The organism is Zwartia sp. (assembly GCF_049655405.1).
In the GTDB taxonomy this organism is placed as follows: domain Bacteria; phylum Pseudomonadota; class Gammaproteobacteria; order Burkholderiales; family Burkholderiaceae_B; genus Zwartia.
In genome coordinates, this window is sequence record NZ_JBASJR010000013.1 from 181447 (window position 1) to 196338 (window position 14892).

The 14892-nt window shown below is 47.8% G+C and carries 14 protein-coding genes; 11 read left to right on the top strand and 3 right to left on the bottom strand.

Going from position 1 to position 14892, the window contains the following annotated elements:
• The first annotated feature begins 53 nt into the window (after positions 1-53).
• From fabZ to WBJ47_RS12330, 5 genes are read left to right on the top strand one after another with little or no spacing between them, the layout of a single operon-like run.
• Complete coding sequence (gene fabZ / locus WBJ47_RS12310) at positions 54-506, top strand: 3-hydroxyacyl-ACP dehydratase FabZ (RefSeq protein ID WP_422242818.1); 453 nt, start codon at positions 54-56, stop codon at positions 504-506.
• Complete coding sequence (gene lpxA, locus WBJ47_RS12315; RefSeq protein ID WP_422242817.1) at positions 507-1301, top strand: acyl-ACP--UDP-N-acetylglucosamine O-acyltransferase; 795 nt, start codon at positions 507-509, stop codon at positions 1299-1301. It abuts the gene before it with no gap.
• Positions 1298-2494 carry a lipid-A-disaccharide synthase gene (lpxB, locus tag WBJ47_RS12320; RefSeq protein ID WP_424585319.1) on the top strand — a complete coding sequence of 399 codons (1197 nt, stop codon included), beginning with the start codon at positions 1298-1300 and terminating at the stop codon, positions 2492-2494. Before lpxA ends, lpxB begins: the two co-directional genes overlap by 4 nt.
• Positions 2495-2502: 8 nt before the next feature.
• Positions 2503-3132: a ribonuclease HII gene (rnhB, locus tag WBJ47_RS12325; protein WP_422245366.1), complete on the top strand. Its 630-nt coding sequence runs from the start codon at positions 2503-2505 to the stop codon at positions 3130-3132.
• Positions 3129-3908: a TrmH family RNA methyltransferase gene (locus tag WBJ47_RS12330; RefSeq protein WP_422245367.1), complete on the top strand. Its 780-nt coding sequence runs from the start codon at positions 3129-3131 to the stop codon at positions 3906-3908. Before rnhB ends, WBJ47_RS12330 begins: the two co-directional genes overlap by 4 nt.
• 10 nt (positions 3909-3918) lie before the next feature.
• On the opposite strand, the gene ppsR is transcribed toward WBJ47_RS12330, so the two are convergent.
• On the bottom strand, positions 3919-4755 hold the full coding sequence (gene ppsR, locus WBJ47_RS12335) for a posphoenolpyruvate synthetase regulatory kinase/phosphorylase PpsR (protein ID WP_422245368.1): 837 nt from the start codon (positions 4753-4755) through the stop codon (positions 3919-3921).
• Between the two features lie 196 nt (positions 4756-4951).
• On the opposite strand from ppsR, the gene ppsA reads away from it, so the two are divergent.
• Positions 4952-7318, top strand: a complete 2367-nt coding sequence (ppsA, locus tag WBJ47_RS12340) for a phosphoenolpyruvate synthase (RefSeq protein WP_422245370.1) — start codon at positions 4952-4954, stop codon at positions 7316-7318.
• A 55-nt stretch (positions 7319-7373) separates the two neighbouring features.
• Here ppsA and smpB read toward each other — a convergent pair whose 3' ends face one another.
• On the bottom strand, positions 7374-7832 hold the full coding sequence (smpB, locus tag WBJ47_RS12345; RefSeq protein WP_290239684.1) for an SsrA-binding protein SmpB: 459 nt from the start codon (positions 7830-7832) through the stop codon (positions 7374-7376).
• Positions 7833-8018: 186 nt separating this feature from the next.
• On the opposite strand from smpB, the gene WBJ47_RS12350 reads away from it, so the two are divergent.
• The 3 genes from WBJ47_RS12350 to WBJ47_RS12360 are packed head-to-tail and all read left to right on the top strand — an operon-like array spanning position 8019 to position 12803.
• A complete protein-coding gene (locus WBJ47_RS12350) occupies positions 8019-9482 on the top strand; it encodes an MBOAT family O-acyltransferase (protein ID WP_422245372.1) in 1464 nt (487 codons plus the stop codon).
• A 2-nt stretch (positions 9483-9484) separates the two neighbouring features.
• Entirely contained in the window at positions 9485-11293 is a 1809-nt protein-coding gene (locus WBJ47_RS12355; protein ID WP_424585320.1) for a DHHW family protein, read from the top strand.
• A gap of 49 nt (positions 11294-11342) precedes the next feature.
• A complete protein-coding gene (locus WBJ47_RS12360; protein ID WP_422244296.1) occupies positions 11343-12803 on the top strand; it encodes an SGNH/GDSL hydrolase family protein in 1461 nt (486 codons plus the stop codon).
• 5 nt (positions 12804-12808) lie between these two features.
• Here the strand turns inward: WBJ47_RS12360 and WBJ47_RS12365 are convergent, their stop codons facing one another.
• Positions 12809-13951, bottom strand: a complete 1143-nt coding sequence (locus WBJ47_RS12365; protein WP_422244297.1) for a transglycosylase SLT domain-containing protein — start codon at positions 13949-13951, stop codon at positions 12809-12811.
• 104 nt (positions 13952-14055) lie between these two features.
• Here WBJ47_RS12365 and WBJ47_RS12370 point away from each other — a divergent pair, with 104 nt between their 5' ends.
• Both WBJ47_RS12370 and WBJ47_RS12375 read left to right on the top strand, forming a co-directional pair.
• Positions 14056-14490, top strand: coding sequence for a type II toxin-antitoxin system RatA family toxin (locus tag WBJ47_RS12370; protein ID WP_422244298.1), 435 nt, complete (start codon positions 14056-14058; stop codon positions 14488-14490).
• A gap of 5 nt (positions 14491-14495) precedes the next feature.
• A complete protein-coding gene (locus WBJ47_RS12375) occupies positions 14496-14849 on the top strand; it encodes an RnfH family protein (protein WP_422244299.1) in 354 nt (117 codons plus the stop codon).
• The last annotated feature ends 43 nt before the right edge of the window (positions 14850-14892 follow it).

The window sequence follows — 14892 nt, forward strand, 5'->3', positions numbered from 1 at the left end:
TTGGCTATTATTGCTAAGTTTTTTAAAATTTTATGAAGCACCTAGGATAAGCGATGCAACTTGATATCAAAAGTATTCTTGAACGGCTTCCGCACCGTTACCCAATGTTGCTGATTGACCGTGTGATTGACATGGTTCCAGGTAAATCTATTAAGGCCCTCAAAAATGTCTCGATCAATGAGCCTTTTTTTACCGGTCACTTTCCTCATCATCCTGTTATGCCAGGTGTATTGATTCTCGAAGCAATGGCTCAAGCCGCTGCTATTTTTTCGTTTGCGGACGAGACTGGCCTCAAGCCAAAAGACGAAGAAATACTTTATTATTTTGTCGGTATTGATGGTGCTCGTTTCCGCAAACCTGTTTTGCCTGGCGACCAACTACATATCGAAGTCGTGGCCGAACGACTCGGTCGTACGATATGCAAATATCAAGGCCATGCTTTTGTCGATGGTCAAGAAGTCGCTGAAGCCAAACTGATGTGCGCCATCAGACCAATGGAAAAATAAATGACTGCGCTGATCCATCCGACCGCTCTCATCGATTCAAATGCCCAATTGCATCCTTCTGTATCTGTGGGTGCCTACTCAATCGTTGGGCCTCATGTCACTATTGGCGCGGATACGATAGTGGGACCCCACTGTGTCATCGATGGGCACACCCTCATTGGCCAAGGCAATCATTTTTATCGCTTTTGCTCAGTTGGCGGTATGCCGCAGGACAAAAAATATGCAGGCGAACCCACTCGCTTGGAAATAGGCGACCGAAATATGGTTCGCGAGTACGTCACCATCAACACCGGCACCGTTCAAGATGTCGGCGTTACTCGACTTGGCTCCGACAATTGGGTGATGGCTTACGTTCATGTCGCGCACGACTGCCAAGTCGGTAGTCACACCATTTTGGCTAATGGGGTGCAGATGGGAGGGCACGTCTACATTGGTGACTGGGCAATCGTGGGTGGACTGGCCGCTGTTCATCAGTTTGGCAAAATCGGCGCTCACAGCATGACTGGCGGGCAGAGTGCGTTGCACATGGATATTCCTCCCTATGTCATGGGTTCCGGTAATCCTTGTGTTCCCGTTGGGATCAACGTCGAAGGACTCAAACGGCGCGGTTTTAGTGCTGAGTCAATTAGCGCTTTACGCGACGCCTATAAGCTGATTTATCGACGTGGTCTTTCCCTCAGCGAGGCGTGCATTGAAATTCGTACGAGACAACAAAAAGAGCCTGAGGTGGCGGCAGCGTTGCAACCACTTCTAGATTTTGTTGAATCCAGTGCTCGGGGCATTATTCGCCCATGACGTGGCGGCTTGGGCTGATTGCGGGCGAGCCTTCGGGCGATCTGATCGCAGCAAAGGCTTTAGCCGGCCTCAAACTGATTGACCCACAGGTTAGGCCCGAAGGTATCGGAGGGCCGCATTTAGCCGCAGCAGGTTTAGATATCTGGCATCCCATGCATGCGCTCAGCGTGTTTGGATATGTTGATGCCATCAAACGCTTCCCATCCCTCGTTCGTATTTACAGTGATGTCAAAAATCGCTGGCTGCGTGAACCTCCCGCAGTTTTTCTTGGTGTCGACGCTCCCGATTTCAACTTACGCCTAGAGCATCGCCTGCGGCGTGAAGGTGTGCCAACCATCCACTTTGTCGGCCCCTCGATTTGGGCTTGGCGTTATGAGCGCATTCATTACATCCGCGAAGCGGTATCACACATGTTAGTGCTATTTCCCTTTGAACAAGCAATATACGAAAAGGAAGGGATACCTGTTACGTACGTAGGCCACCCGATGGCGGATGCTATCCCGATTGAACCTAATCAGTTTGCAGCGAGAGAGCGTTTAGGACTGAATCAACAAGCACGTATTGTGGCCATTTTGCCTGGTAGTAGAGCTTCTGAAATTAAGCTGCTTGCTCCACGCTTTTTACAAGCGGCGCAATTATTGCAAAAAACTGACCCTACACTTCAATTCGTGGTGCCGATGGTCAATGTTCATCGTGCTAAAGAATTTGAAGAGTATCTAAAACAATTTCCAGTTAAAAATATTCGAACTGTCATGGCGCAAGAGCAAGCCATCGGTATCGCTGATCCGATCGCGTGGTCTGTTTTAGAGGCCTGTGATGTTGCACTTGTTGCGAGTGGAACAGCAACACTTGAAACAGCACTATTCAAAAAACCGATGGTGATTTCCTATGCAGTGTCACCACTTGTCAGAAAAGTAATGGCTTGGAAATCCGGACAACAACGACCTTATCTTCCTTGGGTGGGTTTGCCGAATGTCTTGCTCAATGACTTTGCTGTACCAGAACTTATTCAAGAAGATGCGACACCTGATAATCTGGCCCGTGAGATATCGAGCCTGTTACGTGATGAGCAGAGGTGCGAACGCATTCGCATCCGCTTTACCGAATTGCACCATACACTTCGTTGCAATACGCCTGTGCGGGTGGCTCAAGCGATTGAGTCCGTGATCCAGCAACAGCGCTCAAGCACTTGACGCCTACGATGCCAAAATTTTCTGCTCAAGTATCTCAAGTCAGTCTGTTTGACTTAAAAGTAGAGGGCGACGCATACGCAGCGGGTGTAGATGAGGCCGGCAGAGGGCCTCTTGCCGGCGATGTCTATGCTGCTGCGGTCATCTTAGATGCCGGTTACAACATTGAAGGTCTTGCAGACTCTAAAACTCTATCTGAAAAAAAACGAGTGTTGTTGGCCGAACAAATTAAAGCTCACGCTTTAAGCTGGTCAATTGCCGTTGCAACGGTCGAGGAAATTGATCGACTCAATATTTTACAAGCGACACTACTCGCCATGAAACGAGCAGTTGAGGGGTTGTCCGTTCAGCCTGCACTTGCATGGGTAGACGGAAACCAATCTCCGCGTTTATCTTGTCGGGTACAAACAGTCATTAAAGGCGACTCACTTATCCCTGCAATCTCTGCCGCATCTATTCTTGCAAAAACGGCACGAGACGAAGACCTTCAGCGCTTACACTTACTTTATCCTCAATATGCCTTTGATCAACACAAAGGTTATGGGACAGCTTTACACATGGCACGACTCAAGCAGTATGGCCCGAGTCCAGTGCACCGCCGCAGTTTTGCCCCGGTGCGCGCCTGTTTGGAATCAAAATGAAACATATCGAGTCTCGCTCTAATCCGCTCTATAAACAACTGTATAAGTGGCAATCTAGTGCCGGCAGACGTGATGAGCCCGTATTGCTCGAAGGTGTCAATCTTTGCGAGTCTTGGCTCGGAATGGGTAAACAACCTAAATATGCTATTTTTGATTTGGAGCGAGTCGGTCAAGCGCACCTTACCGGCCTGATCGACAAGCTCAATCCAGAGGTTTGCCTGACCATGTCTGGCTCGTTGCTCGGTAACCTGTCGAATGTAGATACAGATCAGGGGGTTTTATTTGTTGCACAACCCACTATTCATCCTATCCCTGAGAAAATTTCTGAATCGATTGTGATGCTTGATCGCCTCCAAGATCCAGGTAATGTTGGTGCCATCTTAAGAACCTGTGCAGCGGCAGGAATCAAGCGCGTCTTTGCGTCTGTTGGAACAGCGGGGCTGTGGTCACCAAAAGTTTTGCGAAGTGCGCAGGGTGCACACTTTGTCCTTAAATTGCATGAACAGTCAAATTTGATGTCACTGACAGAATCACTGGCGATTCCTTTGATCGTGACAACGCTTGAGGATGCCAGTGATCTTCACAAAACTGTTTTGCCCAAACAAGCAGCATGGGTATTTGGCAATGAGGGGCAGGGCGTTGCCGAAGATCTGCTTTCACGCGCCGACATACGCGTCAAAATCATGCATGACAAAGCAGTGGAGTCACTCAATGTGACTGTTGCCTCAGGTGTCTGTCTGTTTGAGCAACGACGTCAGCACAGCTCAGTCAAATAATGTCTGAGGCTTAGTAGGCCGAATGCCGATCGAGGCCCACTTCTTGAAGCACGGTTGTTGAAATCTCTTCGATCGACTTAGTTGTTGTCGATAACATCGGAATCGACTCACGTCGCATCAGCCGCTCGGCCTCAGCGACCTCGTGCCTGCACTGTGGCAATGAAGCATAAAGACTATCGGGGCGGCGCTCATGTCGAACTTCCATCAAACGCTCAGGCTGAATCGTCAAACCAAACAACTTGGCACGGTGTGGCATCAAAGTTGAGGGCAGTGCGCCTCGGTCAAAATCTTCTGGGATCAGCGGGAAGTTGGCGGCTTTAATGCCGTACTGCATCGCTAAATAAAGACTGGTAGGTGTTTTTCCGCATCGCGAAACTCCCACCAAAATTACATCTGCCTGCGCGAGTCCAGAGACAAATTGTCCATCATCATGCGCTAGGCTGAAATTGATGGCTTCTATACGATTGCGATATTGGGTTGAGCTAACCGCCTTGTGAGACTTGCCGATCGAATGGCTCGATTTCATGCCAAGGTTGTGCTCAAGCGGCTCGACAAAAGCACCAAACAAATCTAAAAACAACGCATTGGCAAGTTTGACACGCCCTAAAACGTCAGGGTTAACAAGTGTTGTAAAGACAATAGGGGGGGTTCCTTGATCCGCGGCGCACCGGTTAATCCGCTGGACAACGGTGTCCGCTTTTTCTACAGAGTCAATAAACGGAACGCGTACTTGTCGAAAGGTCACTGACTCAAACTGAGACAAGACAGAATGACTAAAAGTTTCTGCAGTGATCCCTGTGCCATCAGAGATAATAAAAACAGTGCGTTCGGTGGCGGGTGAGGTCATGAATTTTGATCCGAAGTCGGGTGCCTGAGTAGTATAATGCAGTGCAACAATAGACTAGTATATAAGTCACCCCAGACAGCTCAGGCCAGTTTGGTTAGCGCATGCATCCTTCAGCACCATACTCTATTCACTAGAGTCGATGGGAGATGCAGTTCTAACCAAACTCGCTTTCTCACATTGTTATAGGGTGACTTTCATGTCATATGTCGTGTCTTTTGAGCAGCTCCGCATGTCGGATGTTGACTCTGTTGGAGGAAAGAACGCCTCTTTAGGCGAAATGATTAGCCAGCTTGCAGATGCTGGTGTGCGCGTACCGGGCGGCTTTGCCACAACAGCCCAGGCCTTTCGAGACTTTTTGTCTGGAACGGGGCTAGACACGCGCATCGCAAATCGTCTTTCAACACTGAATCCAGATGATGTCCGTGAGCTCGCGGTCGCGGGTGCTGAAATTCGTCAATGGATTGTTGATGCGCCACTACCTGAGCAGTTGCATCACGATATCAAATCTGCTTTTAGTGCGTTGGTTGCCGATGGAAAGGGTTCATTCGCTGTGCGCTCTTCCGCTACAGCCGAAGACCTTCCTGATGCCTCATTTGCAGGTCAACAAGAAACGTATCTTAACGTCGTCGGTTTTGATGACGTGATTGATAAAATCCGCCACGTTTTTGCCTCCCTGTATAACGACCGCGCGATTTCTTATCGTGTTCATAAAGGTTTTGCACACGCGGATGTTGCCCTTTCTGCGGGTATTCAACGTATGGTGCGCTCTGACAAGGGTAGTGCTGGCGTCATGTTTACCCTTGACACTGAATCAGGCTTTGAAGATGTTGTGTTCATTACATCCTCTTATGGCTTAGGTGAGACCGTTGTTCAAGGTGCAGTCAATCCAGATGAGTTCTACGTTTTCAAACCAACACTGGCCTCGGGGCATTACCCCATCGTCAATCGACGCATTGGTTCAAAATTACTCAAAATGGAATTTGACTCCGAGCGCACAGAGGGTCGAGCAGTTCGCACGGTAGATGTCCCTGTTTCTGAACGTAACCGTTTCTCCCTGACCGATGATGAAGTCATTGAGCTCGCACGTTACGCAGTCATTATTGAAAAGCATTATCAGCGTCCGATGGATATCGAGTGGGGACGTGATGGTGTAGATGGAAAAATTTATATTCTCCAAGCAAGACCTGAGACGGTTAAATCGCAACAAAGCAATAACGATGTCCAGCAACGCTATCGCCTCAAAGCGACGGGCAAGGTGATTGTGACCGGACGTTCGATTGGTCAAAAAATTGGTTCTGGTCCAGTTCGCATTGTCAGCGACCTTTCTGAAATGGATAAAGTTCAACCCGGTGACGTGCTGGTTACTGATATGACAGACCCAAATTGGGAACCTGTCATGAAAAGAGCTTCCGCCATTGTGACCAATCGGGGCGGTCGCACCTGCCATGCAGCAATTATTGCGCGCGAACTGGGGATTCCAGCAGTAGTAGGGTGCGCAGATGCCACTGATCGACTCACAGAAGGACAACAAGTCACTGTGTCATGCGCAGAAGGCGATGAGGGCCGAATCTACGATGGTCTCATCGAAACTGAGATCGAAGAAGTTAGACGCGGCGAAATGCCTGACGTCGGTCTTAAGGTGATGATGAACGTCGGCAACCCACAGCTTGCCTTTGATTTTTCTCAAATCCCCAATGACGGCGTTGGACTGGCGCGTCTAGAGTTCATTATTAATAACAATATCGGCATACATCCTAAAGCTGTTTTGGATTATCCAAATGTAGATGCTGAACTCAAGATTGCAGTGGAGTCGGCTGCTCGCGGGCATGCGAGCCCACGTGCCTTTTTTGTGGAAAAACTCGCTGACGGGATTGCTACGATTGGTGCTGCGTTTTATCCAAAGACTGTCATCGTCAGGCTATCAGACTTTAAATCAAACGAATATCGCAAGCTTGTCGGTGGCTCCCGTTATGAGCCCGAGGAAGAAAATCCAATGCTGGGTTTTCGCGGAGCATCGAGATATATCTCAGCGGACTTTGCTGAGTGTTTCAAAATGGAGTGTGAGGCCCTTAAGCGTGTACGCAATGACATGGGTTTAACCAACGTCGAAATCATGGTGCCGTTTGTCCGAACAGTCAAACAGGCTGAGCGCGTGATTCAGCTTCTGGCGTCACACGGCTTGGTACGCGGTGAGAATGGACTCCGTATCATCATGATGTGTGAAGTCCCGTCTAACGCAATTTTGGCGGAACAGTTCCTTGAGCATTTTGACGGTTTCTCTATCGGCTCGAATGATATGACTCAGCTGACGCTTGGACTTGACCGAGACTCAGGCATGGAGTTGCTTGCGACTGATTTCGATGAGCGTGACGATGCGGTCAAATTCATGCTTAGACGTGCGATTCAAGCATGCTTAAAAGCAAACAAGTATGTGGGGATTTGTGGACAAGGACCCAGTGACTATGCTGATTTCGCGATTTGGCTCAAAGAAGAGGGCATCCTATCGATGTCCCTCAATCCAGACACAGTGGTTGAGACTTGGAAAAAACTAGCGAGCGTATGAGGTATGTTTGGCCCGTCAAAGACAAGGCGGGCCAATGGAGAAATGCGCGCATACGCTAGTCGCGTGTGCGCGTATCGTGTTTCATTAAGCGTTCTTTTTCACGCGCCCAGTCTTTTTCCTGCGCGGCATCCCGCTTATCGTGCAATTTCTTGCCTTTGCCCAGACCGAAATCAAGTTTGATGCGACCATTTTTAAAGTGCAAATTGATCGGGACTAATGCATAGCCACGCTGTTCGACTTTTCCAATCAGTTTGCTAATTTCTTCGGCCTTAAGCAAAAGCTTGCGTGTCCTCATCGCATCAGGATGGATGTGCGTTGAGGCAGAGTGAAGGGGACTGACATGCATCCCGAGCAGCCACAATGCACCGTCCAACACCACCACATAGCTTTCTTTGAGTTGAGCACGCCCAGCGCGAATGGCTTTCACTTCCCAGCCCTGAAGGACAAGTCCAGCTTCAAAACGCTCTTCGATGGTGTAGTCGTGGAAAGCCTTCCGGTTTTCGATAATGCTCATAAGATCCCAGCGTCAATGACGCAATTGCAACAAAATCAGTTTCAACAAGCAATTTATCTATCAAAACTGCTCAAAAACACTCAATGATAACTAATAATCGTTAAAATTCTGGTTACTAAATATTTCTAAAAATAAACACTTCGCACTGGCATATTGCCTATACAACAAAGTCGATCATAGGCTGACATGGTTTTTTCCTCACTGGTTTTTCTTTACCTGTTTTTACCAGTCAGTCTCATTATCTACTATTTGATAGGCTCAAGGATTCGTAGCCCAAGCGAAACTGGGGCGACTTCGACTCGCGGACACGCAACAAAAGCTCAAAATCTTATTTTGATTGCTGCCAGCTTCTTTTTTTACGGCTGGGGTGAACCCGTTTGGGTCGCACTACTTGTCTTGAGCTCTTGGGTTGGATGGTTGGTCGGCATCTGGGTCGAACAAGCAAAAACAACGACAGGTAAAAAAATTGCTGTGTTTTTTGCTGTTCTTTCAAATCTTTGTTTATTGGCCACCTTTAAATATAGCGACTTTATTGTCGAAAACATTAACTATGCCTTTGTCACTGGTCTGAATAACCCTGGCTTTGCTCTACCGATCGGCATTTCTTTCTATACCTTCCAGATTCTTTCTTATGTTGTGGATGTTTATCGTGGTGAGGTGAGGGCACAGCGTCGCTTCCTGGATTTTCTGTTGTATGTGAGCCTTTTTCATCAGCTCGTGGCGGGTCCAATTGTTCGTTACGTCCACATCGCGAACGAAATTAACAACAGAATCCATACCTGGAGTGACTTTAGCCAAGGGCTGCATCGCGTATGCGTGGGCTTGTTTAAAAAGGTGTTTATCGCGAACGTTGCCGGTGAATGGGCGCAACGTACCTTAGGCAGTGACTTATCAACCCTGTCGACTGCGGATGCCTGGCTGGGTCTCGCTATGTTTACGATTCAAATTTATTTTGATTTTTCCGCTTACTCGGACATGGCGATTGGCTTGGGCATGATGTTCGGCTTTCATTACCGGGAAAACTTTAACTATCCCTACATCGCAAAATCAGTCACAGACTTTTGGCGTCGCTGGCATATTTCACTCGGGACCTTTTTTAGAGACTATGTTTATATCCCGCTCGGTGGAAACAAAAGTTGGGCCTTACGTAATTTATTCATTGTCTGGGCGTTAACTGGTTTTTGGCATGGCGCAAGCTGGAACTTTATGCTCTGGGGACTCTATTTTGGAGTCTGGATTGCGCTAGAAAGACTGTTTATTGAACGCCTATTAAATGCACTACCTATTGCAATCAGTCATTTGTACTTGATGATGATTGTGACGCTTGGCTGGGCGCTCTTTTACTTTACGGACTTGTCGCGCTTAATGGCATTTTTTCAAATACTCTTTGGAACAAGCCAAACTCCGACAATCGGAATTTCTACGCTTGATGATCTGGCTTCACACGCTGTTTGGATACTGATTGCTATTTTATGGTGCATGCCCGTTGGTGATTGGCTACAAAAGCATTTTCGCTGGTGTCGCTTTAATCAATGGTCAGCATCTGCACAAACGCTGACGTTACTGATGACTGATAGTTTTCTACTGTTGAGCTCAACGGCCTTGTTGGTCGGGCAAAGTTACAACCCTTTTCTTTATTTCCGCTTTTAGTTATGACAAATCGCAGCGATCACGCCACGACATCACGCTCGACTCATCACGCATTTCATGCGCTGATGGTGATTGGACTCATCAGCGTATTTGGCGTTTTGTTTGCGCTGACCTTGCGACTCAATCAATCTGTCTCCGAACTTGAAAATCGTCGCCTCGCCAACTGGCCGACCTTATCATCACAAACGCTTTTAGACGGCTCTTATTCGAGAGATATTGAAAAATACGTCGCAGACCATTTTCCAGGCAGACGCTGGTTGACTGAAGCAGCATTTGCTATTCGTACTTACCGTGGAGTTCAGCTTGGCGATCGCGTCATTCAGTTCAAAGGTGCTGAAACAGGTTTTGAAGATGTTAGTAAGTGGGCAAGTGCCACTGAAGATCCGTCCCCCGATGTACCGACTCAAACGCATGACACGAATGATGTTGCTGAATCTGAGGCGCCAGATCAACCAGCGAACACTGAACTTATCGTTGTCAACACACCCATCTCGCATGAACAAACTATCATCCCCAACATCTCAAATGTGGGGTCTGACAAAGAATTAACCGTTGATCCAGTCTCAGAAAATGAAAAAAAAGAAGAGACGGAAACGAAGATGACTCCCCCAATGAACCTTCCATTAGAGACCCCTACGGATTCTATTAAACCCTCCATTGAAGCACCTGAGGTCATCGCTTCAGTTGCTCCGCCCACGTCAATCGACTCTGCACCACCAAAACTCATCATTCCTCAGCCCACCAAGCCTATTGTCGTCGCACCTAAGCCCCCAGAAGCAAAGCAGTCAAGTCCCGTGGAGGCTACGCAGGCTAAGCCCTTGAATGTAGTAGGTGGAGTTTTATTGCATGAGGGACAAGCGCTATTTATGTTTCAAGGAACAGACCGCGGTGCACAAGGCTATGCGAATGCTGTCAACACCTGGGTGGAGCTCGTTGCAAAAAAACGTCCTGGCATGACATCGACTGTAGTTGTGACTCCGACAAGCAGTCATTTTTATCTGCCACCTGCAGCGCGCGCTAAAACAACTTCAGAACCCAAAAATCTAGCGGCGATGCGCGCAGCGTTACTACCTGAAGTGCGTTTTGCAGATGTCGTAACGGAAATGGAAGGTCATCAAGACGAAGCGCTTTTTTTTAAATCAGACCATCACTGGACGGGGCTTGGCGCTTATTATGCCTATCGAGCCTGGGCGCGTGCCAATGGAGTGACGCCATTAGAGTTATCCGCCTTTAGTAAACGCTCAGTTCCAGGCGTTGCTGGATCCTTTTGGAGTTTGACACAAGCGCCGGAGTTAAGAAATGCCGACAAGGAATCTTATTACTACGTTCCTACAACTGTGACCTTCGATGGCACGCAATATGCCGGTCCCCAACAGAAAACACCGATGCCTCAGCCCTTTTTCGCTGAAAAGAGCAGGGGTTATATCGTTTTCTTAGGTGGCGACATCCCTTTACTGGTTTCGAATACAAGTGCTGGAACAGGTCGTACGGCCTTAGTCGTGAAAAACTCTTATGGCAATGCTTTCGCTCCATATCTGCTTCCGCATTTTGATCGTGTTGTCGTGCTGGATTATCGTTACGTTTCTCGGAACATTCAGGACATCGTAGATACGTTCGGGGTGACTGACCTTGTTTTTGTCAACGCCACCATTACGGCTAACTCAGGCGCGCACCAGGAAAGAATGCGCCAAGTTGCGCGAGGCAGTTCAACGGCTTGGCTCACGGAAGCTGAAAAACGTCGTCTCAAGCAGCAAGAGGATGCCGCGGGAAAAACGCAAGCGTCTGCTGCAGTCAGTGATAAAGCACAATAAGTTTAGTCAGCTACTCTACACATCAGTTTCGATTTATCAGGAGAATGTTATGTCCCCGTCAAAGTCTTCAGTCGCTGTTAGACACACTCAGCGCGGGAGAGCCGTTCTCGTCTGTCTGCTCTCAAGCCTAAGTTTTACAATGGCATCCTGTGCACAAACAGATCGCACCTCACCACATACCACTCAACAATCGTCAACGACTGAATCACAGGCCCAAACGCCCAAGCTGCCTTCGGGCCCCAGACCGACTAACGGACTGCTTTTGGTGCCCGGAGATCGAATTGTTTGGCTAGGGGACAGCATTACTGCAGCTCATACTTATGGCCGCTATGTTGAAGCATTTTTCCTATTAAGAAGACCAGACTTGAACCTGACGTTTATCAATGCTGGAATAGGGGGGCATTCAGCGCTCAATGGTTTGAACAGACTTGACTCAGATGTGTTGTCACAACGGCCTTCCGTTGTTGTCGTGAACTTTGGCATGAATGATGCAGCGTATCCAGCAGGAAGTCCGCATGCCGCATTTATTCAAAATATTGATGCCACGATTGAGCGCCTCAGACAAGGTGGCGTTCAGCGCATTATTTGGGTTGAACCTACGCCCACTCACACCGCAGGTATTCCTGCTCAAGCCAAACTCTGGGATCGCCAAAGACAACTTGAGCGTCTTGTTGCCGAAATGCGTGCACATCAGGTGAAATCAGATGTGATTAAGGTGCAATGGCAAGACCCAATGAAACAAGCATTAAATGCAGCGGCTGCCAAGCCTGATTTCAAACTGATTCCAGACCGTATTCATCCGAGCGCAGCAGGTCATGCTGTGATGGCCGCAGAGTTCTTACGTCAGATCGGTGCAGATCTTGAGCCGAGTGTGATTCAAAGCACGGTTAGTCAATCCACGATGGAGACAGAGTTTCGTCAAGTGGGGGCTGACGCCAAAAAGATCCAAAAAATTCGCAGTACTGTCGATCGCAATACGGGTGCCACTGTCAATGTTGCCAGTGCATTGCCCCCCGTTCCAATGCTCTATAACGCTGAACAAAGCAAACTCCTTGGTAACAAATCACTAGAAGCTCTTAGGAGCTTGACTTGGCGTATACAAGGACTCGAGCAGAACACCCGCTACGCTGTGCAGATCGATGGTTTCAATGTGGGCCGCTTCTCAGGCGCTGAACTCGCAAGAGGGGTTGATGTGATGCCGTCAGATGCCAATCGAAAAACACTTTCAGTTTTGGCAAAGCGCGAACTTGAAGCTTGTACACTTAAAGACCAATATGTCTTTTTAAATGACTTTGAATGTCTGTTTGATATGCTCTATCAAAAAGATCAGTTACGTATGCTGATGAGACCTGATAGGGTAAGAGATCTACCCAATTTCGGCACGGTCCGTCTGACAACCTACACAAACTTTACCGATAGTTGGATCGACTCTGCAAGTCGTGCCATTACCGAGCGAGCATTGCAAATGCGCAGCACACCTCACACGCTATCGCTTGTTCCGGTGCGTTGAACTAATCAATCGTCTTTCAAACTTGGTTTGGGAATCATGATCATTGCACCTGCTTGCAAGCTAGTTCCCATGCGTAAGTGATTCATTTGACGAGTCCGGTTGGCATCCACACCCCATTTTTTTGCTAGGACATCTAGTGTTTGAGACTGATCCACAATGATTGATCGCCACTGTGAAAGTGGCTGATCGTATTGACGGTATTGCTTTTCAAAACGTTCGATTTTTGTGACCGGCAAGAGCAGCATTTGATTTTGTCCGGCAGGAATCAGAGTCTTGTTAAAAGATGGGTTCAAGTCAATAAACTCATCGCTTGAGATATCGGCTAGTTTTAAAACAACACCAATATCAATGGCGTGCTTGACTTCGATTTGTGCAAAATAAGGTGCATTGGGAATCTCTGGCAAGGCCACATTAAATTGAGAGGGATTTTCAATAATTTGACGCAGTGCCAGAAGCTTAGGGACAAATACAAGCGTTTCTGCAGGAATATTCAGACTGAGGTAGTGAATAGGAAGCTTTCTACGTTTGTTGTTATCGATCGCTTTAGAAACGTTGCCAGGGCCCCAGTTATAGGCGGCGAGGGCAATATGCCAGTCTCCATATTTTGCGTAAAGTTCTTGCATGAGATCCAATGCAGCTTCTGTGGAGCGCACGATGTCACGACGGTCATCTTTAAACGGCGTATTCGCCAAATTAAGGTGGCGAGCTGCCACAGGCATTAAGCCCCACAAACCAGCTGGATTAAGCCCCTTTCCACGACGCACATTGAAACTGCTTTCCAAAAAAGGAAGCAAAGCCAATTCGGCAGGCATGTTGCGCTTTTTAACCTCTTCTAATACATAAAATAAGTATGGCCTCGCAAGCGTTAGCGATTGTTGAAGATGTGTCCCGCTCGCCGAATAGTGCTTGATTTGACGCGCGACAAGAGGCGTATCAAGCGGTGCCAAGGCAAAGCTGCCTTGCATGGCCACCCAGATACTGACAGGTTGCACCTGCGATGCGGTCAATTGTTGGGCATCTAAATCATCCGCTGCGGACTGCCCAATGTAAGCACATCCAGAAAGGATGATAAAAAAACAAAAGACGGCGGAAAGAAAGGCCTTATTCGTATTTGCGCACGCAATGCGCAAAGACATGAAACGATTCATGTGGTTCAGCCCTATGTGACTCAGCCTAATTCAAGCTGACAGACGCTCCCTAAGATTAACGTCTAACGGTAAAATCCCATCATTCTAGCCAATAGTGATTAACAATGCATTCCGTAGAGCGTTCTGTTCTTGTACCGCACAGTGCCAGCCAAATGTTTGACCTTGTTGCGGATGTTGAGAAATACCCTCAATTTATGCCCTGGTGTGGCGGTGCTACAGTGTCTGCGCGCGACGCTCAGGGGATGCAAGCCTCAATCACCATTGCCTTGGCTGGCATCAAGCAAACCTTTACCACGCGTAATGTTCATCAGTATCCAAACTGTATAGAACTTCAGCTTGTCGATGGTCCATTCTCTGAATTAACAGGTAAGTGGCAGTTCATATCTTTATCAGAAGATGCCTGTAAGGTACTGTTTACATTGAACTATGCATTTTCAAATCGTGCGCTTGAAACATTAGTCGGGCCCATTTTTAATCGTATCGCGACGAGTTTTATTGACTCTTTTACTCAGCGAGCGCTGTCTTGCTATGGCGAATGAATGAAGTGACAAAGCCTACTCACTTAGACGGAATAATCCGCATCACTGTGGCTGCCTCGACAGCTGGACGGTTATGGCAACGTCAGCTTTCTTTACCAACAGGCAGCACAATTGCTCAATCCATTATTTCTGCTGGTTATTTGGTTGAATTTCCAGAAAGCACTTTAGAGTCGATATCTGTTGGGATTTTTGGAAAGCACTACCCCCATCATCAGCAACTTCAAGATAATGATCGCGTCGAAATTTACGCCCCCTTGCGCGTTGATCCAAAAATTGCCAGAAGACGTCGTGCAGCACATCGCGAAAAAACCAGAAATATCAAAAAGAAAATGCCAGTCAATGACCTGACTCAGTCATGAGTCTTGGCCGCAGAAGAGGGAACAGCCCCCCGACTGACAACAG

Coding starts and splice junctions, on each gene's coding strand:
- WBJ47_RS12365 (WP_422244297.1), bottom strand. CDS start 13,951: ATGAATCGTTTCATGTCTTTGCGCATTGCGTGCGCAAATACGAATAAG.
- WBJ47_RS12350 (WP_422245372.1), top strand. CDS start 8,019: ATGGTTTTTTCCTCACTGGTTTTTCTTTACCTGTTTTTACCAGTCAGT.
- smpB (WP_290239684.1), bottom strand. CDS start 7,832: ATGAGCATTATCGAAAACCGGAAGGCTTTCCACGACTACACCATCGAA.
- WBJ47_RS12360 (WP_422244296.1), top strand. CDS start 11,343: ATGTCCCCGTCAAAGTCTTCAGTCGCTGTTAGACACACTCAGCGCGGG.
- ppsA (WP_422245370.1), top strand. CDS start 4,952: ATGTCATATGTCGTGTCTTTTGAGCAGCTCCGCATGTCGGATGTTGAC.
- rnhB (WP_422245366.1), top strand. CDS start 2,503: ATGCCAAAATTTTCTGCTCAAGTATCTCAAGTCAGTCTGTTTGACTTA.
- ppsR (WP_422245368.1), bottom strand. CDS start 4,755: ATGACCTCACCCGCCACCGAACGCACTGTTTTTATTATCTCTGATGGC.
- lpxA (WP_422242817.1), top strand. CDS start 507: ATGACTGCGCTGATCCATCCGACCGCTCTCATCGATTCAAATGCCCAA.
- WBJ47_RS12370 (WP_422244298.1), top strand. CDS start 14,056: ATGCATTCCGTAGAGCGTTCTGTTCTTGTACCGCACAGTGCCAGCCAA.
- WBJ47_RS12355 (WP_424585320.1), top strand. CDS start 9,485: ATGACAAATCGCAGCGATCACGCCACGACATCACGCTCGACTCATCAC.
- WBJ47_RS12330 (WP_422245367.1), top strand. CDS start 3,129: ATGAAACATATCGAGTCTCGCTCTAATCCGCTCTATAAACAACTGTAT.
- fabZ (WP_422242818.1), top strand. CDS start 54: ATGCAACTTGATATCAAAAGTATTCTTGAACGGCTTCCGCACCGTTAC.
- lpxB (WP_424585319.1), top strand. CDS start 1,298: ATGACGTGGCGGCTTGGGCTGATTGCGGGCGAGCCTTCGGGCGATCTG.